Raw genomic sequence first — 25243 nt, 5'->3', positions numbered from 1 at the left:
ATGAGGTGGCTTGGGGTAACTGCCCGGTATCTTAGCCAGGCCGTTCCTTGCAAAATAGGGAACTTACCCCATCCGGGGTGAGTTCGCATCAGTTTTGCATTCGGGAGTGCTCATGGTTACACGCGTTACCGCTCAGGCCGCAGGCCGCAAAGTGGCAAAAAACGTCCAGAAGAACGTCAAGCGGGCCGTCTCGGGAACCCTGGGCATTTCAGGGGAGCGCATGAGCAAGGTCGACACGGCCTGGCTGCGCATGGACAACGATGCCAACCTCATGATGATCGTGGGCGTCTGGCAGCTGGCGCCGGGCGTCAAGTACGCTGCCGTCTGCGAACGCATCGAAAACAGCCTGCTGAAGTACGACCGTTTCAGGCAGCGCGTGATGGAAGACGCCGCCGGCGCCACCTGGGTGATGGACCGCAACTTCGACCTGGCCAACCATGTCGTGCAGGAGAAGTTGGCCAAATCAGCCAACCAGGAGCAGGCCCTGCAGGACCGCGTGGCCGTGCTTGCCACCCAGCGCCTGGATCCGAGACGCCCGCTGTGGCAAATCCACCTGATCGAGGATTACACCGGGCCCGATGGCGTCAAGGGCAGCGCGATGATCGTGCGCATCCATCATTGCATCGCCGACGGCATTGCGCTGATCTCCGTGACCATGTCGCTGGTCGATGGCGGCACGCCGCCGCCTGAGCGGCGCACGAAGGCTGCGGCGGCTACCGGCACGGAAGACTGGATTGCCGACACCCTGCTCAAGCCCTTCACCGACATCACCGTCAAGGCACTGGGCGCCGTCGGTGAAGGCGCAGCGCGCTCGCTGGGCATGCTGGGTGACCCCAAAAAGGGCATGGAAGACGGCATGCACGGCTCCATGGACATGGCCAAGGTCCTGATGCAGGTGCTCAAGGACGGCGCCGCGCTGGCCCTGATGCCCGACGACTCCAAGACCCGGCTCAAAGGCAAGCCAGGCGGCGCAAAAAAAGTGGCCTGGTGCCAGCCGATTCCGCTGGATGAAGTCAAAGCCGTGGGCAAGGCACTCAACTGCTCGATCAACGACGTGCTGCTCAGCTGCGTGGCCGGCGCCCTGGGCGAATATTTGAAAACCTTCGGTGACGATGTGGCGGGCCAGGAGATTCGCGCCATGGTGCCGGTCAACCTGCGGCCGCTGGACCAGGCGCACAAGCTGGGCAACCGGTTCGGCCTGGTGCCGCTGGTGCTGCCCATCGGGGTGGAGAATCCGATCGAGCGCGTCTACGAGGTGCGCCGGCGCATGGCTGCGCTCAAGGGCAGCTACCAGCCGTTGCTGGCTTTCAGCCTGCTGGCGGTGGCGGGCCTTTTGATCAAGCCGGCGCAGGACGTGATGCTCAACCTCTTTGCCAAGAAAACCACGGCGGTGATGACCAACGTGCCTGGCCCGCGCGAAAAGCTCAAGTTCTGCGGCTCGACACTGGAGCAAAGCATGTTCTGGGTACCGCAGTCGGGCGACGTGGGGCTGGGCGTGTCGATCTTGAGCTACGGCGGCGGCGTGCAGTTCGGCGTGATCACCGACAGCACCCTGTGCCCGGAGCCGCAGCACATCATCGACGAGTTTGTGCCGGAGTTCGCCAAGCTGTCCATCGTGACGCTGATGCTGCCCTGGGGAGAGTGAGCCCTCGCTGTGCGTCGCAGCTGCCAGGAAGTTCCGGTTAATTTTTTGAGGTTTTTATGGCCCTAGCCCAATAAGGACGGGCGCAAGCAGCTACTTTTTTGATAGCACATCCCGCGGCAACTCCACCGCGCGGAAAGGACGTCAGGCTGCAAAACGCTGTGAGGCGATGGCCAACAGTCCGTCGAAGATGAGGCTGTCCACCAGCTCAAACTTCACCGACATGCTGGGCGCCATCTTCCAGCCAGCGCCGCCGGTCATGATGCATTCGGGTGTTTCGCCGCAGTGGCGGGCGACGTTTTCCACCATGCGGTGTATCGCACCGGCAATGGCGAAAGTGCCGCCGCTGGTCAGCGCATCGCTGGTATTGGTGGGAAAGTCGCGCACCTCGCCGGTGGGAACGTGCAGACCGGCCGTGCCGGACTCGAGCGCGCGCAACATGATGCCGTGGCCTGGAAGAATGAAGCCGCCCAGGAATTTTCCGGAAGCGTCGATCGCCTCGACCGTCACGGCGGTACCCACCATGACAACCACGCAAGGCTTGTTGATGCCGCGCGCCAGCAGCCGGTGGCGCGCACCGATCATGGCCACCCAACGGTCAGCGCCCAACCTGGCCGGATGGTCATAGCCATTGGTGACACCAGCCTCATGCGGGCTGGAAACGACCCAGTGCGGCGCCACGTCCCAGAGTTCCATTTGCTCGACCACACGCCGCTTGATGGCGTCGCCGGCAACGATGCAGCCGAGGATACGCGACGGAGGTTGCATGCCGCCCCACTCTTCTTCGGACAGCTTGTCGATGTTTTCCAGAAACACCGCACCCTGCGCCAGCAGCTTGGCCCTGGGCACAGGGGCTTCGTACTGGGCCCATTTCAGGCGGGTGTTACCCACGTCAAGCGCTAGAAAGGTCATTTGGCGGATTATGAACAGGTTTGAAGCGCACCTGCAGGCGCAGGCCTACAGGTTTTCCAGTAGACGCGGCAAAGAACGCTCAGATCAATCCGAACCAGCACGCGCGCTGGATGGCGGCCAGCTTGTTGTCGACCTTGAGTTTGGTCATGGCATTTGAGAGGTGAAAGTTCACCGTGCGTTCGCTGCAGGCCAGCAACTCGCCGGTCTCGCGTGCCGTCATCCCCTGGAAGGCAAGGCTCAGGCATTCGAGTTCGCGCGGGCTCAGCGGACTGCGCGCTTCGGCCAGCGCGCGCTTGAGCAGCGGCCAGATGTTGAGGGCCGACCAGGCCAGCAAGGCCGCCTCGCTGCGGTCATGCCACTGGCGCGGGCTGAAGAGGTAGCATTCAAAGGCCCGCCCCACCGTCAATGGAAAGGCGATGCGCACCACGCTTTGGTAACCGTGAGCCAGCCACAGCCGGCGCCAGCGGCCCAGGCTTTCGAAAGCGGTTTTGGAAATATCCTGCCAGGCGACAAGAGGTGCGTCGGAATCGCGCCACGGGGCGCCGAAGTCCCGGCTCTCTGCCAGGGCCTCGGCGGCATCCAGCAGGCGCGGAGGGTGAATGGCCAGCACCAGCCGGTCTTCCTGCCCCCCGAACGGGTCGGGGCCGAGCACCATGAGCGCTTCGACCGAGAACTCGCGAAGGGCGCACAGCCAGTCGCTGATGACGCCATCCAGGCTGACGCTGTCAAAGTTGGCAGGTAACAGCATTAGCTTGACGAGATGAGAACCGGGACAATACAGTCAAATGTCAAATGCATCATCAGTCAGGTTCCCGGTTGTGCTGGAGAAGTTCTTAACGTGAGGAGCGCTCGCTTTCACGCGTGGCTTGCGCGGCGTCCCCTGCTTCAGTGGCTGCGCGAGGAACTGATCCTTGCGCCCCTGGAGCCCATTTTGCATCCATCCCCGCGACGGCTGTGGTGGCTGGGTCTTTCTTTTTTTTCGGGCAACGCCCTGTTCGCCTGGATCTGGTCGGTCTGGCTGCCGCAGCCCTATGAAAACCTGCCGCTGCGCGTCGTGGCCAGCGTACTGGGCTACAGCCTGATGACCAAACGCGTCAACCATGACCCGGGAAGCAGGCTGGCGCAACGGGTGTTTGGCGTGGTGTTCTGGCTCGAACTGCCGGTTCTGTTCAGCTGGATGTACCTGTGCAACGGCAGCAATACCGTGTGGCTGGCCACCCTGGCGGCCATGGTGCTGATCTACTACCATGTCACTGACTGGCGCCTGGCGACCCTGGGCACCATCACCGGTGGGGGGCTGGCCTGGGTCATGTTCCTGTACGTGGGGCCGGCGGTTCCCTCCCTGCCGGAAGACCAGCGCACCGTGCATGCCGTGGTATTTGCGTTTGCCTGGTCGATCGCGCTGGTGCTGAACCTTTCCTCGGCCAACCTGCGGCGGGAACAGCTTTCCAGCACGCTCACTACCATCGGCATCATGGCGCACGAGCTGCGCACGCCGCTGTCGACGGCAGCCCTGCTGGGCGATGCGATCCAGCTGGAGGTACAGCGCCAGCCCGACAACCCGCGCGCGCTGCAGCTGGACAAACTGGCGCTGCGCCTTCACGCACTGGTTCGAAACATGAACCACCAGATCGACACACAGATCGCGAATGCCAAGCTGCTGCAGCTGCCACGGCATACCCAACAGGTCGCGGCCGGCAAATTGGTCCAGGATGTCGTGGCGGCGTATCCCTACCAGTCGAGTCGCCAGAGGGAATGCGTGCGGGTGCTTGTTCACGATGACTTCACCTTCCGTTCTTCCGCCACACAGTTTTCCCAGGTGCTGGACAACCTCATCAAGAACGCGCTGCATTCCCTGATGGCGGCTGACTCGAAATACCCGCACGGCGCCCTGCGCATTGAAGTCGGCAGGACGCAGGCGCGCGGCCGCATCATGGTGGCCGATGAGGGCATGGGTATCGACGCTGCCTTGCTGCCGCAGATTTTCAAGCCGTTCTTCTCGAGCAACCGCGGCACGGGGCATGGCCTGGGCCTGGCCTTTTGCCAGCAAGTGGTACAAAGCGCAGGTGGCACCATTCATGTGAAATCAGAGTTCGCCGTGGGAGCTGCTTTTACCATCGAGCTGCCGATTACGGCCTGATACCTTGCACATGATTTGCTTTTGACAACCCGCGCTAGACTGACAACATGTCCTTTGCACTTTACCGCCGTCCCGGAGGCGTGGTTTTCCTGGACGACGACCCGGATTATCTCGAAATGCTCGCGGAAGTCATGCCGCTGGACTGGTGTGTACGCCTGTTCCTGCGCCCGGTGGCGTGTATAGACCTGCTGCTCCAGGAGCCGGTGCGCTGGGAAGCGGATGCCTGGCGCCAGCAGGAAATCATCAATCGATGGCGCGAGGGGACGGCCCTGATCCCGCAAATCCTGCAGTACTGGCGGGAAGACGGCACGGCGCGATTTGCGCTCACGCAGGTCTGTGTGGTGGACTATTCCATGCCGGCCATGAGCGGACTGAGGGTGTTGAGCGAGCTGACCGGCTGGTCGGGTTCGCGCGTTTTGCTGACAGGCCGGGCCGACGAGCAACTTGCCGTGTCGGCCTTCAACCGCGGGCTGATCGAACAATTCATTCCCAAGCAATCTCCGGAGATCCGGCTGCGCCTGACCGATGCGGTGCAGGCGCTGCTGCGACAGCCCGATCCCCGGCACCAGCAGACCTGGCGGGCGACGCTGTCCCGCACGCAGCATGCGCTGCTGTGCGAACCATCCGTCGCGCAGGAGCTGGAAAACCTGGCACTGCGGCAAGGCTGGATCGAGCATGTGGTGATAGGTGCACCCTTCGGTGTGCTGGCCCTTGACCGTAAAGGCAGCGTCAGCTGGTTGCAGCTGGAACCCGCCGGGAACCTGCCAGAGCTTGCCGAAATGGCGGCATCGCAAGGCTGGGATGCCGCGACCGTGAAGGACGTGGCGGCAGGCAGGAAACTCATCGACCTGGAACTGCAGCTGGCGCTGGGCGCCGGCCACAAACCCCAGCCGCGCCAGGCCTTCGCCATCGCCTCCGGTCCGACCGTGCTTCATGCGGCGCTTTTTACCGTCGGCGAGCCTTTTAACCCCGGCTTCATGAGCAGCCACGAGCGATTTATTGCCACCTCGGGTGAGAGACACCTTCAGGACTGACGCCGGCATCATGCCTCCTGGCCGGCCCGGGCGCGCCGTGCAATCGGCCAGTCCCATGGCTTCACGATCGGCGCGATCTCGCGCGCGACCGCTTCCACATGGTCCAGTTCGGAATCCATCAGCCCGGCATTCAGGGTTAACCTCATCATCGCGCGTTTGCTGCTGGTGGCCGGCGCGCAGAACATCGACGAAAACACGTTGCGCTCCTCCAGCCGGTCCCGCAACACCATGGTGTCGGATTCCAGTCCAACCTCCAGCGCAATGATCTGCTGGCTGCCCTGGTGGATGGGATAGCCCAGCTCGCTCAAGGCAGACCGCAACCTGCGCGTGTGGGCGTGAAGCCTTGCGCGCGCATCGTCGCTGTTGCGGATCACCTCCAGCGTGGCTGCAAGGCCGGCAATCTCGTGCGGCAGCAGGCTGGAGCTGAAGATATTGGGAAAGCTTGAACAGAGAATGTAATAGCGCATGTGCGCCGGCGCGGTAAAAAAGCCGGCCCGGCCCGCAAAAGCCTTGGCAAGGCTGGCGGTGATGAAGTGCACGCGGCTGGTGAGGCCCAACTCGGCGCACAGCCCCGCACCTTCCGGGCCGTGTGTGCCCAGCGAGTGCGATTCATCCACCAGGATCATGCAGCCGTGCTGCTCGGCCACATCGACAATTTCCCCCAGGGGGCAGATGGCACCCGTGGTGCTGTACACGGAATCGACCACCACGATGCCCGGGCCGTTCCTGGCGATCATCCGGGCGAGATGAACCGGATCATTGTGGCGAAAAGCGAAAGCCGGGGCGCGCGCCGCATGGGCGCCTTCCCACAACGATGCATGGGCCAGCGTATCAAGGTATACAGGGGTCTGCGCATCGGCAATCGCCTGCAGCAGGCCGACATTGGCCGCATAACCCGATTGGCAAATGAAGCCGTCGTCCTTGCCCACCCAGGATGCCAGTGCCAGCTCCAGCGTGTGTGTGGGATGCTGATTCAGGTGGAAGACACCGGACTGCACCACAAACTCCTGCTCCTTGCGCAAGGCTTCCACCTGCGCGTGAACGATGTGCGGATGGCCCGTGACGCTGAGGTAGTCGTTGCCGTCCAGCCGGATGGCATTGGAGTCCGGTGTTTTGCCATGAAGCATGAACTTTCCGCTCCACTGGTGGTTCCAGCGCGGCGTGAAGTCGCGGGATATTCGCTGGCACAGCTGGGCCCCAAGGGCAGGGTTGGAAAAGTGTGCGGTGTCAGGGGAAAGTTTGCGTTCGAGTACTTGCATGGGGACTCCGTTAAAAAGAGGAACCCCATTGAAAGCGCTCAAACAAATTGATACGCCTTACCCCCTGTCAGAACTAACAGGGGGCACCCCCATACATCAAACTTCAGACAAAGTCATGCGAACTATTCACTTCATTTTTGTGAAATAAATGCGCCATTCACTTACATATACAAGTTACCAAAGGTACGCACAGGACTGCTTCAATTCAGGGTTTTACCGGAATTTCAGCCCTGCTTCCAGGGCAAGCCCCGAAAACGCCAGCCTCCCTTGCGGCCGCGCTGCCCCTGGTCATCAGCATCGCCTTCAAAACCTTCGAGGATGTTGTAAGCCTCGACGCCCAGCTCGGTCGCGCGTTTGGCCGCCGCGACCGAACGCACGCCGCTGCGGCACAACAGCACTGCCTTCTTGCCGGCGGGCACGGCAGCTTTCAGCCCCTCATCGAATCCTGCGTTCATTGCCATGCCCGGCCATTGCTTCCAGGCCAGGGGGACAGAGCCGGGTACATAACCCACCCATTCACGTTCGGCGTCAGTTCGTACATCCACCAGCACGGCTTCGCCCGACTGCATCCATTCAAAAGCCAGCTGTGCAGAAATATCGCCGGCATAGCCGGAAGCAGTCTGGACACCAGGTTGCGCGGAACCATTTGCAGAAGTGTTTTTTTTCATCACAGGGCCTCTCAGTTCGGGGTGTTGATCAACAGGCATATCGGGCATGCATGCACCGCATGACAGCGACCCGAAACCAGCAGATCAAGTTTATCCCCCTGCAACCACACGCCAGACAGTGAGGGCATAGGCAGGCCGCGCATCCCTGGCGCAGGTGTGACATGCACAATCACCCTACCCATGAACTGCAGGAGACCCCGATGCCCCGCAACGCCGACACACCTTCTCCACAAAAGGTACAGCCTGGCAAGGCAAGCTTCAAGGCTCTGGCCAAAACCGTAGCCCCCTGGCAACCCTCTCCGTCGAAGCCCAAGGGGTTTTCTCTTGCCAGCCTTGACCCGGCCGCCAAGCCGTTCTCGACGGGCGACAAGCTACGCGATAAAGCTGCCGTCGAAGCACTGGCCACGGAGATTGACGGATTGCAAAACCTGTTTTACGCGGACAAACGCTACAAACTTCTTGTGGTCCTGCAGGGAACGGACACCTCAGGCAAGGACGGAACATTGCGCGGTGTCTTTGGGCGCATCAGCCCGCTGGGCGTACGGACGGTCAGCTGGAAGGCGCCGACGGAAGACGAGCGGGCGCATGACTACCTGTGGCGAATCCATCAACAGATGCCGGGCACGGGGGAGATCGCGATTTTCAACCGCAGCCATTACGAAGATGTGTTGCTGCCGCCCGTCAACGGATGGATCACACCGGCACAAACAGCACAGCGGTTCCGGCACATCAACGACTTCGAACGCATGCTCTCGGAAACCGGTACGGTGATCCTCAAGTTCATGTTGCATATCAGTCCCGATGAGCAAAAGCAACGGCTGCAGGAGCGACTAGATGACCCCGCCAAACACTGGAAATTCAGCGCGGGCGACCTGGAGGTTCGCAAACAGTGGAAGCAGTACCAAAAGGCTTACGAAGCACTGCTTCAGGCCACCAGCACTCCTTGGGCACCCTGGACCGTGGTGCCGGCTGACTCCAAGACGCATCGCAACCTGATGATCGCCACCCTCGTCCGGGCCCGGTTGCTGGAACTGAAGCTACGCTTTCCGCCGGGCGATCCGGCCCTCAGGGGGCTGAAAGTCACCTGAGCTCCTCGCGGGCTCCTGTCGGTCACGCACAAACAGTTTCACCCTGAGAAGGGGCAACAACCTGTAGCGTTGGTGGAAACCCTCTTTGTAAGGAATGGGCAAGACGGAATGATGAGTCCTCTTATATTTTTCGAAACAACAGGAGACAAGTCATGACCGAGAGCAAAAGCCCCCGCAGGCGCGGCCTGCTGAAAGGCGCCGCGATTGCCGCCGGCGCCCTGTCCGCCCCCATGGTCGCCATGGCGCAGACAACGTCCTTTCGCTTCCAGAGCACCTGGCCGGCCAAGGACATCTTCCATGAATACGCCAACGATTTCGCGAAGAAGGTCAATGACATGGCCGGGGGCCGACTGAAGATCGAGGTGCTTCCATCCGGCGCCGTGGTGCCGGCTTTTCAGCTACTGGAAGCTGTGAATAAGGGAACCCTTGACGGTGGACACGGCGTGGTGGCTTATCACTATGGCAAGAACAACGCCCTGGCCCTGTGGGGCTCCGGCCCGGCCTTCGGCATGGACCCGAACATGGTCCTGTCCTGGCACAACTATGGCGGCGGCAAAGCGCTGCTGGAAGAAATCTACAAGTCGATCAACATGGATGTGGTGTCATACCTCTACGGCCCCATGCCTACGCAGCCGCTGGGCTGGTTCAAGAAGCCGATCGCCAAGGTGGGTGACATGAAGGGTCTGAAGTTCCGCACGGTCGGCCTGTCGGTCGACATCTTCACCGCGATGGGCACCTCCGTGAACCCGTTGCCCGGTGGTGAGATCGTGCCGGCACTGGACCGCGGCCTGATCGACGCGGCCGAGTTCAACAACGCCAGCTCCGACCGCGTTCTGGGTTTCCCAGACGTGGTCAAAAACTGCATGCTGCAGAGCTTTCACCAGAGCGGGGAGCAATTCGAGATCCTGTTCAACAAAGGCAAGTACAACGCGCTGCCGGCCGAACTCAAGGCGATCATCGACTATGGCGTGCAGGCGGCCAGCGCCGACATGAGCTGGAAGGCCATCGACCGTAACTCCACCGACTACGCCGAGATGAAAAAGCAGGGCATCAAGTTCTACAAGACGCCCGACGCCGTGCTCAAGGCACAGCTGGAAGCCTGGGACAAGATCATCGAGGACAAAGCCAAGGCCAACCCGCTGTTCAAGAAGGTGATCGACTCGCAGAAAGCCTACGCCGCACGCACAATCCCCTGGCAGAACGACTACATGGTCGATTTCAAGATGGCCTACAACCACTCCTTCGGCAAGAAGAAAGCCTGAGCCTGCGAGCCCCGGCGAAGCCGGCCAGCCGTCCAACCCTGGATGGCTGGCCTTTTTGATGGGAACACCGGTTCAAAATGAATACACAAAAAATCCTTCACACGGCTGACCACATCAGCACCTGGGTCGGGAAGGCCGCCGCCTGGCTCATCGTGATCCTCATGGTGGTCGTTTGCGCTGAAGTTTTCAAGCGTTACGCGCTCAACGCGCCCACCGCATGGATCTTCGACGTCAATAACATGCTGTATGGCACGCTGTTCATGCTGGGGGGCGCCTACACGCTGGCGCATGACGGCCATGTGCGCGGCGACTTCTTCTACGGCAACTTGAAGCCCCGCACGCAGGCCTGGCTGGACCTGGTCCTGTACATCGTCTTCTTCCTGCCCGGGATTATGGCGCTGACCTGGGCCGGCTGGACATACTTCAATGAGTCACTGGCGATGCGCGAACAAACCTTCAACGCCACCCCAATCCCGCTGTATCCGTTCAAGTTTGTGATCCCGGTGGCTGGCACCATTGTGCTGATGCAGGGGCTGTCCGAGATCCTGCGCTGCGTCGTTTGCATCCGCACCGGCATCTGGACACCTCGGCTCAAGGACGCCCAGGAATCCGATGTGGTCGCGCAGCAGCTGGCCGGCAGCGAGTTTGTCGATGAAGAAGCCAAGCGGCTGGCCATCGAAAAATCCGCCGGCCTGAAAGGTTGAACATGAATCGCCCGGCCGTTCCGAAGATTCTTGGCACCGCAGCCCACAGGGCGGAGGTCTCCAAGTGAGCAACGCAGTACTCGGCATGACCATGCTCGGTCTGATCGTGGTCGTCATCATGATGGGCTTTCCCACCGCATTCACACTGATGGGCCTGGGCATGGCGTTCGGCTTCGTGGCCTTCTACGATCCGTCCACCCATTTTTGGGAAAACAGGATCTTCGACCTGATGGTCCAGCGCGCTTTTGGAGCGATGACTAACGAGACCCTGTTATCGATTCCGCTGTTTGTGCTGATGGGCTATGTGATGGAGCGCGGCGCGCTGGTGGACAAGATGTTCCATAGTGTGCAGCTGGCGTTCCGCAGCGTGCCCGGCTCACTGGCGGTCACCACCCTGATCATCTGCACGTTCTGGGGCATCGCCAGTGGCCTGGTGGGCGCTGTGGTGGTGCTGATGGGCGTGATCGCCATGCGGCCCATGCTCAACGCCGGCTACGACACGCGACTGGCGGCCGGCGTGATCACCGCCGGCGGCACGCTGGGCATCCTGATCCCGCCCTCGGTGATGATCATCGTCTACGCCGCCGTCGCCGGCCAGTCCGTGGTCAAGCTCTACGCGGCGGCCATGTTCCCCGGCTTCTTCCTGGCCCTGCTCTACCTGGTCTACATCGTCGGCTGGGTCATGCTCAACCCCAAGATCGCGCCCAAGCTGCCGCCGGAGCAGAACCGCGCGCCGGTGCCACTCTGGCTGCAGCAGGTGACCGCCGCCTATTCACGCAGGGCGCTGCAGGCGCTGGCCATGGCCATCGCGGCTCCGGGCAAGGCGCTGCAGGCGGGCGCCCAAGTCAGCCGCGGCTTCCTGTTGCGCAGCTTGGGCACTGCCCTGGTGCCGGTGGTGTTCGCGCTGGCGACTCTGGGCGGCACCTGGTGGTATGTGGTCATCCATTCGCAGGCCGACAACATCGCCCAGGTGGCGGCGGCACGCGCCGCCAAGGCCGCAGCGCCGACAGGCGGAGGCCTGCAGGGGCCCGCAGTCACCGGCGGAGTCCAGGAACCACCTGCGGAAGAAGGGCTGAAAGAACCCGGCGACACGGCCAAGGAGCCGGCCGAAGCCGGCGGCTTGCAGGCGCCGCCGGGATCGGAAGATGCGAAGCCATCGACAGCAGCAACCACCGCCGACGCACCACTGCAGGAAATCGGCGAGCCCTCGGGTTCGGGGCCACAGACCGCACCCGTGCCCGAGTCCTTCTACACGGGCTTTGCCATCGCCTGCGTGCTGATGGCGGGACTGCTGCTGTGGTACTACCGGCGCTTCGACGCCGAGCAGTTCGAGATCCTGCGGATGCTGGTGAGCTCGGTCATGCCGCTCGCGCTGCTGACCATCGTCGTGCTGGGGGTCATCCTGTTCGGCATCACAACCGCAACCGAATCGGCGGCCGTTGGCGCGGCCGGCGCCTTTCTTATGGCTTGGCATGCCGGCACGCTGGACTTTCAGAAAATCAAGGAGGCGGTGTTCCTGACCTGCAAGACGACCTCCATGGTGTGCTGGCTGTTTGTGGGTTCAGCACTCTTCTCCGCGGTTTTCGCTCTGCTGGGCGGCCAGCGCGTCGTCGAGGAATGGGTGATGTCGATGAATCTGACACCACTGCAGTTCCTGCTGCTGTCGCAGGCCATCATCTTCGTCCTGGGATGGCCACTGGAGTGGACCGAGATCATCGTGATCTTCGTGCCCATCTTCCTGCCGCTGCTGCAGCATTTCCAGATCGATCCGATTCTTTGGGGCGTGCTGGTTTTCGTGAACCTGCAAGCGGCCTTCCTGTCGCCGCCCGTGGCGATGTCGGCTTTCTACCTGAAGGGGGTGTCGCCACCGCATGTGACCATCAACCAGATCTTCGCCGGCATGATGCCCTACATGCTGATCGTGATCCTGTGCATGGTGTTCATGTACATCTGGCCCGGGTTGACGCTCTGGCTGCCTAAATACCTGTACGGGTAAACAGGCCGGAAGCCATTGGGTACCAGGCTTTGGCAAAGAGGGGCGCTCCGCGTCCCTTTTTTTTTGCTCGCACCGCTACACGGCGCACACTTGATCGGCGCCGGCTTACCGGCTAAGATTGACGTTTACGTAAACGTCAATCAAACAGATCACAGATCGACGGTCCAACCGCCGCCCGGAGACAACCATGACCGACATGTCCGCTGAATACAAAGCGCTCGCCAGCTACCGCCCCACTCACAAAGTGCGCTTCATCACGGCGGCCAGCCTCTTTGACGGTCATGATGCCGCCATCAACATCATGCGGCGCATCCTGCAGAGCATGGGCGCGGAGGTCATCCACCTGGGCCACAACCGCAGCGTGGACGAAGTGGTCACAGCCGCCCTGCAGGAGGACGCGCAAGGCATCGCCATCAGCTCCTACCAGGGCGGGCATGTCGAGTACTTCAAGTACATGGTCGACCTGCTCAAAAGCCGCGGCGGCGAACACATCCAGGTGTTCGGCGGGGGCGGCGGCGTCATCGTGCCGCCCGAAATCCGCGAGCTGCATGCTTACGGCGTCACCCGCATCTACAGCCCCGAAGACGGCCAGAAGATGGGCCTGGCCGGCATGATCGGCGAGATGGTCATGCGCTGCGACAAAGACCTGACCAGTTTCGCGCCCAAGAACGTCACGGCCATTGAAGGCCACGGAGAGATGAACTGGCGGGCGCTGGCGCAGTTGATCACGGCGCTGGAGAATGGCAAGGCCGACGCGGCACTGGTGGACAAAGTCCGCACGCAGGCCTCCACCTGCAAGATCCCTGTGCTGGGGATTACGGGCACTGGCGGCGCCGGCAAGTCTTCATTGACCGACGAGTTGATACGCCGCCTGCGCCTGGACCAGAACGACAAATTGCGCGTGGCAGTCATCAGCATTGATCCATCACGCCGCAAGAGTGGTGGCGCGCTGCTGGGTGACCGCATCCGCATGAACGCCATCAATCCCTGGACTGTTCCCCTGGCTGGTCAGAAGAACGCCGACAGCGGACAACGCGTGTTCATGCGCTCGCTGGCCACACGCGACTTCGGCTCTGAAATCAGCCAAGCGCTGCCCGACGTGATCGCCGCCTGCAAATGTGCAGGCTTTGACCTGATCGTGGTCGAAACTTCCGGCATAGGCCAGGGCGACGCCGCCATCGTGCCGCATGTGGACGTGCCCATGTACGTGATGACGCCCGAGTTCGGCGCAGCCAGCCAGCTCGAAAAAATCGACATGCTGGACTTCGCCGAGTTCGTCGCCATCAACAAGTTCGACCGCAAGGGCTCACTCGATGCCTTGCGCGACGTCTCCAAACAGGTGCAGCGCAACAGGGAAGCCTGGGGCACGCCGGCCGACAAGATGCCGGTGTTCGGCACCATGGCCGCGCGCTTCAACGACGACGGCGTGACCGCGCTCTACCAGGCGCTCAAACCACGCCTGGCCGCGCTGGGCCTGGCGCTTGAGGCTGGCATGCTGCCCGCCGCAGAGGTCCGCCACAGCACCAATCAGACGCCTGTGGTGCCGGCCGCGCGTACGCGCTACCTGGCCGAGATCAGCGACACGGTGCGCGGCTACAAAAAGCGCGCCCGCGCGCAGGCTCAGCTGGCGCGCGAGGTGCAGCAACTCAAAGCCGCCGCCGCCATGCTCAAGATCGACAAGCCCGACCGCGCGCCCGCCGCCGAAGCCGCGCTGGACCTGGCCGGCCACCGCAAGGCCCGCATTGATGCCGACGCGCGCGCCCTGCTCGCCCAATGGCCCGACATGCAGACTGCTTACGCCGGCGACGAATACGTGGTGAAAATTCGCGACAAGGAAATCCGTACCGCGCTGACCACCAAATCCCTCTCAGGAACCACCATTCGCAAGGTGGCCTTGCCGCAGTACGAAGACCACGGCGAAATCCTCAAATGGCTGATGCTGGACAACGTACCCGGCAGCTACCCCTACACCGCCGGCACCTTTGCTTTCAAGCGCGAGGGCGAGGACCCGACCCGCATGTTCGCCGGCGAAGGAGATCCTTTCCGCACCAACACCCGCTTCAAGCTGCTCAGCGAAGGCATGGCCGCCAAGCGCCTGTCCACTGCGTTTGATTCGGTCACGCTCTACGGCAACGACCCGGCGCTGCGGCCCGACATCTACGGCAAGGTCGGCAACTCAGGCGTCTCCATCGCCACGCTGGACGACATGAAGGTGCTGTACGACGGCTTTGACTTGTGCAACCCCTCGACCTCGGTCTCGATGACCATCAACGGCCCGGCGCCGACGATTCTGGCCATGTTCATGAACACGGCCATCGACCAGAACCTCGACAAGTTCAAAAAAGACAACGGCCGCGACCCGACGGCGACCGAGGCTGCCAAGATTCGCGAATGGGTGCAAGAAAACGTGCGCGGCACGGTGCAGGCAGACATCCTGAAAGAAGACCAGGGCCAGAATACCTGCATCTTCTCGACCGAATTCAGCCTGAAAGTCATGGGCGACATCGCCCAGTACTTTGTGCACAACCGGGTGCGCAACTTCTACAGCGTCTCCATCAGCGGTTACCACATCGCCGAAGCTGGCGCCAACCCGATCAGCCAGCTGGCCTTCACGCTGTCCAACGGTTTCACCTTTGTTGAAGCCTACCTCGCGCGCGGCATGCACATCGACGACTTTGCGCCCAACCTCAGCTTCTTCTTCAGCAACGGCATGGACCCGGAATACACCGTGATGGGCCGCGTCGCGCGCCGAATCTGGGCCGTGGCCATGAAAGAAAAATACGGCGCCAACGAACGCAGCCAGAAGCTGAAATACCATATCCAGACCTCGGGCCGCAGCCTGCACGCGCAGGAAATCCAGTTCAACGACATACGCACCACGCTGCAGGCGCTGATCGCCATCTACGACAACTGCAACTCGCTGCACACCAACGCGTTTGACGAAGCCATCACCACGCCCACCGAAGAATCGGTGCGCCGCGCCATGGCCATCCAGCTCATCATCAACCGCGAATGGGGCCTGGCCAAGAATGAAAATCCTTCACAGGGCGCTTTCATCATCGAGGAGCTCACCGAGCTGCTCGAAGAAGCCGTGCTGCTGGAGTTCGAACGCATCGCCGAACGCGGCGGCGTGCTGGGCGCGATGGAAACCGGTTACCAGCGCGGCCGCATCCAGGACGAGTCCATGCACTACGAGATGCTCAAACACACCGGCGAGCTGCCCATCATCGGTGTGAACACCTTCCGCAACCCGCACGGCGATGCGGTGCAGGACAAGCTGGAACTCGCGCGCTCCACCGAAGAAGAAAAACAAAGCCAGCTCAAGCGCCTGGACGACTTCCACCGCCGCCACGCGACCGAATCACCCGCCATGCTCAAACGCCTGCAGCAGGCCGTGATCGAAAACCTCAACGTCTTCGAGGTGCTGATGGAAGCCGTGCGGGTCTGCTCGTTGGGGCAGATCACCCACGCGCTGTTTGAGGTGGGCGGGCAGTACCGGCGCAATATGTGAATATTGCTCGGCATGGCTCCGCGGGAAGCCGTTGTTGCCGTGCTGCGCGTGGAGTTTTTGGCGACGGGAATGTCTCGCTGGCTGTCCTGCGGAGCTGGGGCGATGACTTTGTTGCAGGCACAACGAGGCGGAAGATGTGGCCTGTGATTCGCTATTAAATTCATAGCTGCTTACGCAAGTAGCATAAGGGCCAGGACCAGATTTTGTGTACGGAAATGCACTAAGGGGCCTGTAAGACAGGGCGGCGGACTAGTTCCTGCTGGCGGCACTTTTGCTGCCAGAGAGACTCACAGCCCCCATCGTGCAATACCTTCACCAAGAGCACTCAGGACAACGGCTACGAAGACAGCTGAACCGTAGATTTCGGTGTCGTTCGCCGCTTTATTCTCCTTCGTATTCACTGCATGCAGAGGATGCGCTCCGCTTGAGTGTCGGTTGGTTTATTTATGAATCCAATGTGAAATCTTTGCCATCACCCCCTGTGGTGGCGGAATCCACCCGGGCTGGAGAAAGTCGTACACATCGTCGTAGTGCTCCAGTGGCTGGTTGGGCATGAGTTCCATAGGTACGAGCGGGCAGTCGATCTGCACGGGAATTCCTTTGAGCCAGCAGAGTTTGGCGCAGTAGGTGCTCATCTCAGCTATCAAGTCCTCTACCAAAGGATCACCTGTTTGCTTAACTGCGTCTCGCAAAATTAGGTTTTCAAGCCCATTTTTATCGCGCCGCATCAACAACGAAAAGAAATCCCCGCCGTCGGTAGCGAACTGCCGATCAATTTTGCGACCATGCTTGACAAGTTTCTCTACTTTGGCTTGCAAGGCTTCGTAGTCACCCAAAATGGCTAGCTGCCACATGTGTACTTTGAAGTGTGAATTAAGTGGATTGCTTCGATTCCTCATGAAGTCCGGAGGTTCCAGGCTTGCCATGGCATCGATGATTTTCGGATTGTCGGACAAGAGCGCATAGTAGATTTCTTTGCCAATCGAAAATTTTTGATAGCTATCCAAGGCAATCGCAGCCAACTCTAGCTTGCAAGCGACATGCATATGCTGCTTGAAACTTTGCAAATTGCCCTCCACAAAGTAATCGAAGATGCCAATTCTTAGATGATCGTGACTTAGCGAGCTATAACAAGCGCGCAAGTCGATCGGTTTGATGCGAAACCTGATTTTGTTGATTAACCCCGGCATTCTTTCTTTAGAGATCTCGGCAAGATTTTGTGCATTTTCGTTGGCATTTTTGAGCATGAGGAATTTCACCTTAGCTTCACGATGGTCATGCCATTGGCATTGACGCCGGTAACAACCTTTACCAAGGTTTGATCGTTGAAAGAAGTTTGAATTTTGGCTGCGACTACCTTCTGTTGAGCGGTTCCGTTTTCTAGTCTTGCTATCGCGCTCTTAATCCAGTCGTCCGTCATCTGCGTATCCATACTTCCCGACGGTCCACTCAATTTAATCGACCCATTCGCATTGAGCGGCTTAACCTCATTGATGTAGACCTTGTCGCCTTTGACATATACCCCGTCAAAGCAATTGCCACTGCCGCACTTTCCTTCTAACTGCGTAAAGCCGTTTCGAGCGAAGTAGCTGTCCGCAATGTACTCGCGCAATAGACCTTGTGCGTTGGTGTTAGGTAAGCTGTCAAGCTGGCGCAGAGTGGCTTGCTCCACTGCGCTCAAGCGCACGGGCAATGCTTCTTCTGTGATTTGTTTTGTGCTGATGTTACCCCCACTGGATGCGGTCGCACGGCCAGCTAGAAATACATCTACTTCACCCAAAGCCCGACCGAGCGTGGTTAGCGCGCGGCTACCGATCGCCCCGCCGAGTACGAATTCTTCGACAGGGTAGCTGGGTGTCGCCGCGCCGTTCAGCGCAATCAGTTGCTCCAGTCGCGTCTGGTCGCGTTGATCCATGCCCGCAGCTATAGAGCTGGGTAGCTGGCCCAAGAATGTGTTGGCGTAAGGGTTAGCACGCTGCTCGGCCGTTGCGCTGAAGTAGGTTTGTTGCGCCCCGTTTGCGGTCATGATTTGGCCGTTCACGCTTATGGGCTGCCCTGTGTAGGGCGCAAGCAAAAGCTGTGCTGTTTTAAGGTCGTTCAGATATTTTTCAACACCTCCCAAAGCTCCTTCGCTGCCAGGCTGCGCTGCAGTTTGAGCCAACGCAGTGAGGTAGTGAAGGTTTTTGTCGTATTCGCGGGAATCGGTTTGACCTTCGGCCGCACGCTCCATCAAATCAGTCCACTTGACGGCACTGGATATTTCGCATGCTGAGTTGCCACGACACTCCTGCTTCGCCTTATCTTTAGCCAACTTTTCGATCAGGCTTCGCTCATTGGGATGCAACTGCCGATTATTGGCATCCACAGTAAAAGCAGTAGCGGCCCCCTGCGCACTACCGAAGGCCGCACCCACCCCCGCAGCTGTCAAACCAGCAACCCCTTGCGCAATGGTCTTCGCTGCCCCTTCACTCAAACCTGCGTTCTGCAAGCCCTGCTGAACGCCGTCCTGGAAGTCGTTCATCAGGTTGGCCGCGCTGGCGCTGGCTGCCGCGCCTGCCGCCCCGCTCAGGCCACCGCTCAGCGCGCCTGCCGCCGTGTGCAGGGCAATGCGGTAGATACCACCTTCTTCCCACTTGGATGCTTCGGCCAGCAGTGCGGCTTTCTTTCCTGCATCCTGCTCTGCTTTGGCTTGCTCTTTGAGGTCTTTGCCCTGCTTGGCTGCAAAGTCGGCCACCGCCTTGGGCGCTTCCCTGCTGAAGGCCTGCGTTATTGCCACCTGCGCATTGATTTCGTTTTGGACTTTGGCCGCATCAAAGATGGGTTTGATACCCGTCTCGGCATCGGTACTTCTGACAGCGGTATTACCTGCAATGCCCGAGATACCGCTGCTGCTGGTGCTGCTGACATCCGCCTTGTCTTTGCCGATGCCGGCGCTGCTGGTGCCGGCGCTGCTGCCCACGGTCACGCTGTAGGCGCTGCCTTTGTAGGCGGCCTGGTTCTGGATGTCGCTGATGCTCAAGGCGCCACCGGTGGTGAAGCTGTTGGCGCCGGTATCGACGGCGTAGTCTGTACTGGCAATCACGCTGCCTTTCAAGGCGGTGTTGCCTGCTACGTCGACCTGGAAGCCTCCGTCTCCTGCCTTGATGCCGCTTTGCTCGGCAACGCTTTGGAAGTCGCTGCCGATCTTGCTTTTGCCGGCGCTGACGCTGCCTGTGCTGGTGCCGTAGCAGAAGGGCGGTATGCACAGGCTCAAACTAAAGCCGGAGTTGTTTTGTTTGGCGTCGAAGGTGGCGCTGTCCTGCAGGCTTTCGATGTTCAGGTTGCCGCCTACCTCGGCTTTGACGGTGTCAGCGGCAATCACTGCGCCTTTGAGGATGGTGTCGCTCCCGCTTTTGAGGGTGACGGTGTCGCCGGCACTGCTGCCGCCGGTGATGTGGCTGTTGGTGTAGCCGGTGTCATTGCCATCGGCATTGCCGCGGGCTTTGCTGGCGGCCAGCTCCAGGGTGAAGCCGTTTTGTGCACCGCCCACGGCAAAGCCTATGCCTACGCTGGTGCCCTGGGAGCTGTTGGTGCTGTGCTGGGCGCTTGCGCTTTTGGCGGCAAGTATGTCCAGCTGGCCTTCGGCGTTGATGTCGACGTTTTGGCCTGCGCTGATGTCGCTGCCGATGATGGTGATGTTGCCCTGGCCCTGGCTGGGCTGGCCGCTGGCGTTGATGGTGACATTGCCGCCGGCGCCCACGGTGCTGCCCTGGGCCTGGCTGTAGCTTTGCTCGCTGGTGCTCTGGGTTTTGGTGCTGGAGATGCTGACACTAACTTTGAAGCCACCCAGGTTGCCCGCTGCTGCTGCCGTCGCCATGTCTGCTGCGGCTTTTGCCTGCATGGCCATCGTTGCTGCGGCCAGGGCTTTCATGCGGGGGTCTTCTGTCTGGCTGGAAGACTTGGCGACGCTATTCAGGCTTTTGATGGCATCCACGATGGGGATGGAGACGCTACCGCCGATCGATTGCTGGCTGGTTTTTTCGGTGGCAACAGAGCTGCCGGTGTTGTAGGCCTCTTTGATCAGGACGTTCCTGGCCTCAATGTCGATGTTGCCGACGTTGCCAGCCCCGCCTGTGCCGGGCTGGGCGAGGGCCAGAACCTGGCTGGCGGTTTGGGTGTAGGTTTGCCCGGCGCGCAGATCGACGTTGCCGCCCAGGCTGGCGACGGTGGAGCCCACCTGGCTGGTGCTCTTGCCGGTTTCGTCCTGGCTTTTCTGGAGGGTGCCCAGCGCCGGCTGAAGGATGGTGCCGACCATGCCGGATTTTTTTGTGGAAGACGCGGTTTCAAAGGTCTGATTGTTTTGCGCGCTGACGATGCTCAGGTCTCGCGCAGCTGCGATGGCAATGTCGCCATCGGCCACCAGCGTGGCGGCGCGCAGCGTGGTGTCGCGCCCGCTGCTGCTGGCGATGCTGCCGGCGCTGAGCGTACTGCCCACTGCTGTGCTGCTGGTCATTTTTGCTTGTTGCTCGCTGCTGCTCTTGGTAAGCACGGCGGCGCCAAACGTCACGGCACCGGTGGCCATGAGTGTTCCGCCAACGACCTTGCCCAGCCCGGTGGAGTTTTTTCGGGTCTCGCTGAACTGGCTCACAGCCAGGGTGTTGTGCCCCTCGGTGAGGTTGACGTCTCTGCCCGCTGCAATCGTCAGGGCGTTGGCTGCGTTCAGGTTGCTCGCTTGCACGTTCACATCCACGCCCGCGCCTATCGTGACGCTGCCACCGGAGAAGTTGCTGGCCTGCATGTCGGTGCGGTCCAACGTCTGGCCCGTCGTGGTGGTCTTTTTGGAGAAGAGCCCCTTGCTGGTGTACTGGTGGTTCTCGTCCACGCTCTGGCTGCTCTGCCCGGCCGTGATATTAATGTTATTGCCTGCGGTGGCCACCAGGGCCGCACCTGCTTGCACCGTTGCAGCCCGGGCGTTGAGGTCTGTCCCCGCGGCAAGCCTGACGCTGCCATTGCCTTGAATGACGGTGCCCACTTCGGCGCTCTGGCTGTCCTTGCGGTTGTTGTTGGAGTTCCAGATGATGGTGTTGTTGCTGGCCTCTGTCACTGTGCCCAGGTTGAGGTCGCGCCCGGCGGCGATCAGGGTGCTGCCTGCGGGCTGGCCGGCTGCGGTGGGGGCGTTGTTGATCAGCTCGGCGGCGATGAGGTTGATGTCGCGCCCGGCGCTGGCAACCAGGGTGCCGCCGGGGTTGGTCACGTACAGGCCGGCCACGCGGTCTATGTTGGTGCGGTTGCCGGTGCCGCCGGTCTGGGTGCTGGTGGTGCTGGCCACATTGAGGTCGCGCCCTGCCGTTGCCGTCAGCGTATCTGCGGCGATGATTTGCCCGCCGATGTTGTTCAGGTCGTTGGTGGCCGCTACCGCCACACTGGCGCCGCGGATGCGGCCGGCAAGATTTTGTACGTTCTGGGCGTTGAGGACGACAGCGGTTCGGCCTGCGATGGTGCCGCTGTTCAGCACATCGCCACTCAGGTTGAGGTTGGTGGCGCCGGCCGAGATCAGGGCGCCGTCGCCGGTGAGGTCGCCGTCTTTGACCTTGACATACAGCTGGGGCACCAGAGCTTTGACTTTAGTGCCATCGGCCAGGGTGACTTCTCGTTCGACCAGCCAGACGATGTCGCTGGTCAGTTGCGCCATCTGCGCGGCACTCAGGGCAATGCCGGGGCGCAGGCTGTACTGCTGGGCAAAGGTCACGCTGTTGTTCATCAACGCCTGGTATTGGGCTTCGTCGCTCTGGTAGCCGTCGAGGAAACGCCGGCCTGTGAGTTCAGCCACCTGCTCGCGGATGAGCTTTTGTTCATAAAAGCCGTCGCCCAGGCGCTTTTGGGTAAGGGTGGGATCCAGGCCCAGTTGCTGCAGCATGTAGTCGCTGCTGAGCCACAGGCGGTAGTTGGCAAAGCGTGGGTCGGTCTCGATCAGGAAGTTGCCTGCGGCGTTGGGGTTGATGCGAAACAGGCTGTTGTTGGGTACGGCGGTGTTGGGATTGTTGGTGGCCACGCTGGCGCCTTGCCCAAGCGAGACCAGTGTGCGGGCATTGATGCTGGTGCCTGTTCCAGCGGGCGCGGTGTTTTGCAGGTAGACCGTGGGGGTCAGGTTGATGCCTTGCACGGCACTCCCCGGGTTGTAGCCGGCGGAGGCGGTGCCGGTGTCGTCGCGGCCACTTCGGTGGTTTCTCCAGTAGTGATAGACCATTCCAGCGTCGGTGATGACGCGCTGACCGGCCACCTCAGTGTTGGTCAGCGTGCCTATGTTGCCAGTCAATGTGCCGCCGGCGATGATGCGGCTTTTGTCGTTGAAGACGTTGGCGGCGTTGATCGTCATGCTGCCTCCCGAGAGGATCTGCCCCGGGTCCGACGCTGCGACCACGGTCTCCGAGATGCTTCGGTTGTACTGGTACATCGACCAGGCTTCATAGCGACCGCCATCGGGCGTGGCCAGGTGCAGTGACTCGTCGTCGTAAGTCGTCAATCCGGGGGTGCCCGCCAGGAAACGGGTGCCGGAGCCGCTGCCCTGAAACTCGGTGATCACCGAACTGGACACCGGCACCACCTGTGTGCTGAAGTGATTGTTGGTGTTGTTGATCTGGGCGGCGTTGATCGTCAGGTTGCCCAGCGCTTCAATGGTGGCACTGCCGTTATTGAGGGTGGTGGCTTGCCCTGTTGCCTGCTTGGCGCCATCCAGGCTGTCGCCTATGGCCATATCTCCGCCGCTGAACAGCAGGGCGTGCTCTGCGTTGTTGATGGTGGTGGCACCTATGTCGAGGCGGTTTCTAGCAGCGATTACCGGGGCAACCCCGCCTTCGGCGATGTTGTTGAGCGTGGTTGCACCAATGGCGACGTGGTCGCCGTAAATGCGGCCGGTGCCCAGGTTGTTGAGGGTTACGGTTTCAATCACCGTTTCCACGCCATCAATCAGGCCGCGGTTGGTCAATGTGTTGGCATCGGTGGCGACGAGCTTGACTGCGGTTCCGCGGATTTCTGCACCGGCCTGGTTGTCCAGGCTGGCGGCCTTCAGCGTCAGCCCCTGGCCCGCGAGCAGTTGCCCCTGGTTGGTCAGCGTGCCTGTGGTCTCCAGCGACGCATTGCCGGTAGCCTGAAATTGCGCTGCGGCGGTGTGGGTATGGTTGCCCAGCAGCTTGGTGTTGAGGCTGCCCTGGCTTAAAACCTTGCCGTCGCTGCTCAGGCTGGCGGCATCAATGACCAGCGCTTGGCCGGCGATCAGGGTGCCGCCGGTGTTGGTGATGGCCAGTGTCTTGCCGGGGGCGTTGACGGCAGGGTCGTTGCCTGCATTCGGGTCTTTGATGTTCAAGGTGCCGGTTGCAGAGATGAGGCCCAGCGTGTTGTTCAACTGACCGGCGATGGTGAAGTTGGCGGTACCTGTGCCGTTGCCATCGTTCTGCACGATTTCGCCGGCGACATTGCTGAGGGCACTGGCGCCCACAGTAAGCTGACCTGCAGACACCTTGGCTGCGTCGGTGCGCAGCAGGCCAGGGGTGCTGATGGTCAAGCCCTGGGTGACGGCCATGACGGCCGAGCTGGCGTCAATACCGCCTGCACCGGCTGCCAGGTTCAGGCTGTCTGCGCTGTTCTGGCTGCCCGCCAGATTGATGCTTCCGGCGTTCAGGCTCTGCGCGCCCGTAGAAAGGTTTTGACCGAGGGCCGCAATCGTTTGTGTGGCGCTGACGCTCAACGCGCCGGTGCCGCCGGTAGCAGCAACCAGGGTACCGTCTTCCCGCAAGCCCGCTGCCAGTACCGAACCCGCCGTGCTGCTGACTTCACTGGCCGCGCCTGTGGCTGCCAGGGTAGTGTTGCCCTGTGCCGCAACCAGGCCAGCATTGCTGATGTTGCCACGCGTGCTCAGGCTGGTGTCGCCGGTGGAATAGATGGTGCCGCTGGCCGCGTTGCTGATGCCGCCACTGGCGTCCAGCCGGGTGGCAGCCGAGCCGGCGATACGGCCCGTGTTTTGTAGCATGCCGTCAACTGTTACCACTACGTTGCCGGCAGTCGCACCAATGTTGCCGGCGTTGCGCACGCCCACACCTGCTTCGGTGCCCACCAGCGTGATCTTGCCCGCATACATGCCACCGAGCAGCGCAACGTCGAGTGCAAATGCAGGCGCAGCACCGCTACCTGCGATCGGTGTGGCGGTGGTCTGAGCCTCATCCACCGTACTGGCGCCAGTGGTGACCTTGAGCTCGTTGGCCCAGATGCCGGCGTTGACCTCAGCCGCGCGCGCGATGATGCCGGTGAAGTCCGTCCGGCTGGCGTCCAGACCGGCCCCGCTGATGTTGACCAGGCCTTTCTGGACCACATAACCTTCGAGGTTGCCGCCATTGATGATGGGCGTTCCGGTGGTGAGCGTAGCGCGGCTGGCGTTGATGAAACCGCCGCCATTGACATTGATGCCCGACGGGTTGGCAATGATCACTTCTGCGCGCTGGCCGGCCACCTCGATATAGCCGTTGATGTAGCTGGGGTGGCTGGAATTGATCTGGTTGACGATTTTGGCGGCAGAGCCGGTGGCCAGCCACGGGTTGCCCTGTACCCAGCCGCCCAGTTGGCTCTGCACGTTGGTGCGGCTGTTGTTAAGAATGACGCCGTTGGGCCCGACGTTGAACAAAATCAATTGGTTGATTGACACACCGGCAGCCGAAGGCGTGGTGATGTTCTGCACCGGCACACCATTGGGGGCCACGAGGATGGTCGGGCGCTGGCTGCCGGGGGCGCTGGGATCTGCAGCTACCTGAGCCTGCGCGACCGGGAGCCACTGCGAGAAGCCGCCCAGGGCGCAGAACACGGCGACACTGAGCGCCCTGAAGTTGAAGCAAGTTGCGCCGCTCAACGAGTCGGGCCGTTGCGCAGCAGGCGACTGTGTGGATCCGGTGGCCTTGCCGCAGCTGCTGGCGGTTTCCTGCACAGCCATGCGCATGCCGCGTGCATGGTTGAAGACGATGCGGTACAGGTTCTTGTTCATGGTGGTGCGGTTCTTCTCAA

General features: G+C 61.2%; 14 protein-coding genes. 8 read left to right on the top strand and 6 right to left on the bottom strand.

The window, feature by feature from the left end:
- The first annotated feature begins 112 nt into the window (after window positions 1-112).
- Window positions 113-1645 carry a wax ester/triacylglycerol synthase family O-acyltransferase gene (locus AC1DU8_RS02125; RefSeq protein WP_477666525.1) on the top strand — a complete coding sequence of 511 codons (1533 nt, stop codon included), beginning with the start codon at window positions 113-115 and terminating at the stop codon, window positions 1643-1645.
- A 141-nt stretch (window positions 1646-1786) separates the two neighbouring features.
- Here the strand turns inward: AC1DU8_RS02125 and AC1DU8_RS02120 are convergent, their stop codons facing one another.
- Together AC1DU8_RS02120 and AC1DU8_RS02115 are read right to left on the bottom strand one after the other, a co-directional pair.
- A complete protein-coding gene (locus AC1DU8_RS02120) occupies window positions 1787-2554 on the bottom strand; it encodes a type III pantothenate kinase (RefSeq protein ID WP_457281269.1) in 768 nt (255 codons plus the stop codon).
- A gap of 79 nt (window positions 2555-2633) precedes the next feature.
- Window positions 2634-3302 (bottom strand): helix-turn-helix transcriptional regulator, encoded by a 669-nt coding sequence (locus AC1DU8_RS02115; RefSeq protein ID WP_477666524.1) that lies wholly within the window; start codon window positions 3300-3302, stop codon window positions 2634-2636.
- Window positions 3303-3485: 183 nt separating this feature from the next.
- Here AC1DU8_RS02115 and AC1DU8_RS02110 point away from each other — a divergent pair, with 183 nt between their 5' ends.
- Together AC1DU8_RS02110 and AC1DU8_RS02105 are read left to right on the top strand one after the other, a co-directional pair.
- Window positions 3486-4694, top strand: coding sequence for a sensor histidine kinase (locus AC1DU8_RS02110; RefSeq protein ID WP_457281271.1), 1209 nt, complete (start codon window positions 3486-3488; stop codon window positions 4692-4694).
- A gap of 47 nt (window positions 4695-4741) precedes the next feature.
- Entirely contained in the window at window positions 4742-5728 is a 987-nt protein-coding gene (locus tag AC1DU8_RS02105) for a response regulator (protein WP_457281272.1), read from the top strand.
- Window positions 5729-5736: 8 nt separating this feature from the next.
- On the opposite strand, the gene cqsA is transcribed toward AC1DU8_RS02105, so the two are convergent.
- Window positions 5737-6987 carry an alpha-hydroxyketone-type quorum-sensing autoinducer synthase gene (gene cqsA / locus AC1DU8_RS02100; RefSeq protein WP_457281273.1) on the bottom strand — a complete coding sequence of 417 codons (1251 nt, stop codon included), beginning with the start codon at window positions 6985-6987 and terminating at the stop codon, window positions 5737-5739.
- Window positions 6988-7211: 224 nt separating this feature from the next.
- The gene (locus AC1DU8_RS02095; RefSeq protein WP_477666523.1) at window positions 7212-7655 is read right to left on the bottom strand and encodes a rhodanese-like domain-containing protein; all 444 of its coding nucleotides are present in this window, start codon (window positions 7653-7655) and stop codon (window positions 7212-7214) included.
- Window positions 7656-7855: 200 nt separating this feature from the next.
- Between AC1DU8_RS02095 and AC1DU8_RS02090 the strand changes: the two genes are divergently transcribed.
- From AC1DU8_RS02090 to icmF, 5 genes are all read left to right on the top strand, one after another.
- Entirely contained in the window at window positions 7856-8743 is an 888-nt protein-coding gene (locus tag AC1DU8_RS02090; RefSeq protein WP_477666522.1) for a PPK2 family polyphosphate kinase, read from the top strand.
- Between the two features lie 152 nt (window positions 8744-8895).
- Window positions 8896-10005 (top strand): TRAP transporter substrate-binding protein, encoded by a 1110-nt coding sequence (locus AC1DU8_RS02085; RefSeq protein ID WP_477666521.1) that lies wholly within the window; start codon window positions 8896-8898, stop codon window positions 10003-10005.
- A gap of 77 nt (window positions 10006-10082) precedes the next feature.
- Window positions 10083-10709, top strand: coding sequence for a TRAP transporter small permease subunit (locus tag AC1DU8_RS02080; RefSeq protein WP_457281277.1), 627 nt, complete (start codon window positions 10083-10085; stop codon window positions 10707-10709).
- A 64-nt stretch (window positions 10710-10773) separates the two neighbouring features.
- Window positions 10774-12705, top strand: coding sequence for a TRAP transporter large permease (locus tag AC1DU8_RS02075; RefSeq protein ID WP_477689579.1), 1932 nt, complete (start codon window positions 10774-10776; stop codon window positions 12703-12705).
- A gap of 187 nt (window positions 12706-12892) precedes the next feature.
- Entirely contained in the window at window positions 12893-16216 is a 3324-nt protein-coding gene (gene icmF, locus AC1DU8_RS02070) for a fused isobutyryl-CoA mutase/GTPase IcmF (protein ID WP_477666519.1), read from the top strand.
- 440 nt (window positions 16217-16656) lie between these two features.
- Here icmF and AC1DU8_RS02065 read toward each other — a convergent pair whose 3' ends face one another.
- Both AC1DU8_RS02065 and AC1DU8_RS02060 read right to left on the bottom strand, forming a co-directional pair.
- Complete coding sequence (locus AC1DU8_RS02065) at window positions 16657-17463, bottom strand: immunity 49 family protein (protein WP_477689577.1); 807 nt, start codon at window positions 17461-17463, stop codon at window positions 16657-16659.
- 8 nt (window positions 17464-17471) lie between these two features.
- A complete protein-coding gene (locus AC1DU8_RS02060) occupies window positions 17472-25223 on the bottom strand; it encodes a hemagglutinin repeat-containing protein (protein ID WP_477689576.1) in 7752 nt (2583 codons plus the stop codon).
- Window positions 25224-25243: the final 20 nt, after the last annotated feature.

It is taken from the genome of Polaromonas sp. P3_A5, from assembly GCF_056403055.1.
This window is presented reverse-complemented; position numbering and strand designations above follow the sequence as displayed.

What these genes read in the sequence shown, in the direction of transcription:
- AC1DU8_RS02105 (WP_457281272.1), top strand. Translation starts at nt 4,742, where the DNA reads ATGTCCTTTGCACTTTACCGCCGTCCCGGAGGCGTGGTTTTCCTGGAC.
- AC1DU8_RS02090 (WP_477666522.1), top strand. Translation starts at nt 7,856, where the DNA reads ATGCCCCGCAACGCCGACACACCTTCTCCACAAAAGGTACAGCCTGGC.
- AC1DU8_RS02115 (WP_477666524.1), bottom strand. Translation starts at nt 3,302, where the DNA reads ATGCTGTTACCTGCCAACTTTGACAGCGTCAGCCTGGATGGCGTCATC.
- AC1DU8_RS02095 (WP_477666523.1), bottom strand. Translation starts at nt 7,655, where the DNA reads ATGAAAAAAAACACTTCTGCAAATGGTTCCGCGCAACCTGGTGTCCAG.
- AC1DU8_RS02080 (WP_457281277.1), top strand. Translation starts at nt 10,083, where the DNA reads ATGAATACACAAAAAATCCTTCACACGGCTGACCACATCAGCACCTGG.
- AC1DU8_RS02125 (WP_477666525.1), top strand. Translation starts at nt 113, where the DNA reads ATGGTTACACGCGTTACCGCTCAGGCCGCAGGCCGCAAAGTGGCAAAA.
- icmF (WP_477666519.1), top strand. Translation starts at nt 12,893, where the DNA reads ATGACCGACATGTCCGCTGAATACAAAGCGCTCGCCAGCTACCGCCCC.
- AC1DU8_RS02085 (WP_477666521.1), top strand. Translation starts at nt 8,896, where the DNA reads ATGACCGAGAGCAAAAGCCCCCGCAGGCGCGGCCTGCTGAAAGGCGCC.
- AC1DU8_RS02065 (WP_477689577.1), bottom strand. Translation starts at nt 17,463, where the DNA reads ATGCTCAAAAATGCCAACGAAAATGCACAAAATCTTGCCGAGATCTCT.
- cqsA (WP_457281273.1), bottom strand. Translation starts at nt 6,987, where the DNA reads ATGCAAGTACTCGAACGCAAACTTTCCCCTGACACCGCACACTTTTCC.
- AC1DU8_RS02120 (WP_457281269.1), bottom strand. Translation starts at nt 2,554, where the DNA reads ATGACCTTTCTAGCGCTTGACGTGGGTAACACCCGCCTGAAATGGGCC.
- AC1DU8_RS02060 (WP_477689576.1), bottom strand. Translation starts at nt 25,223, where the DNA reads ATGAACAAGAACCTGTACCGCATCGTCTTCAACCATGCACGCGGCATG.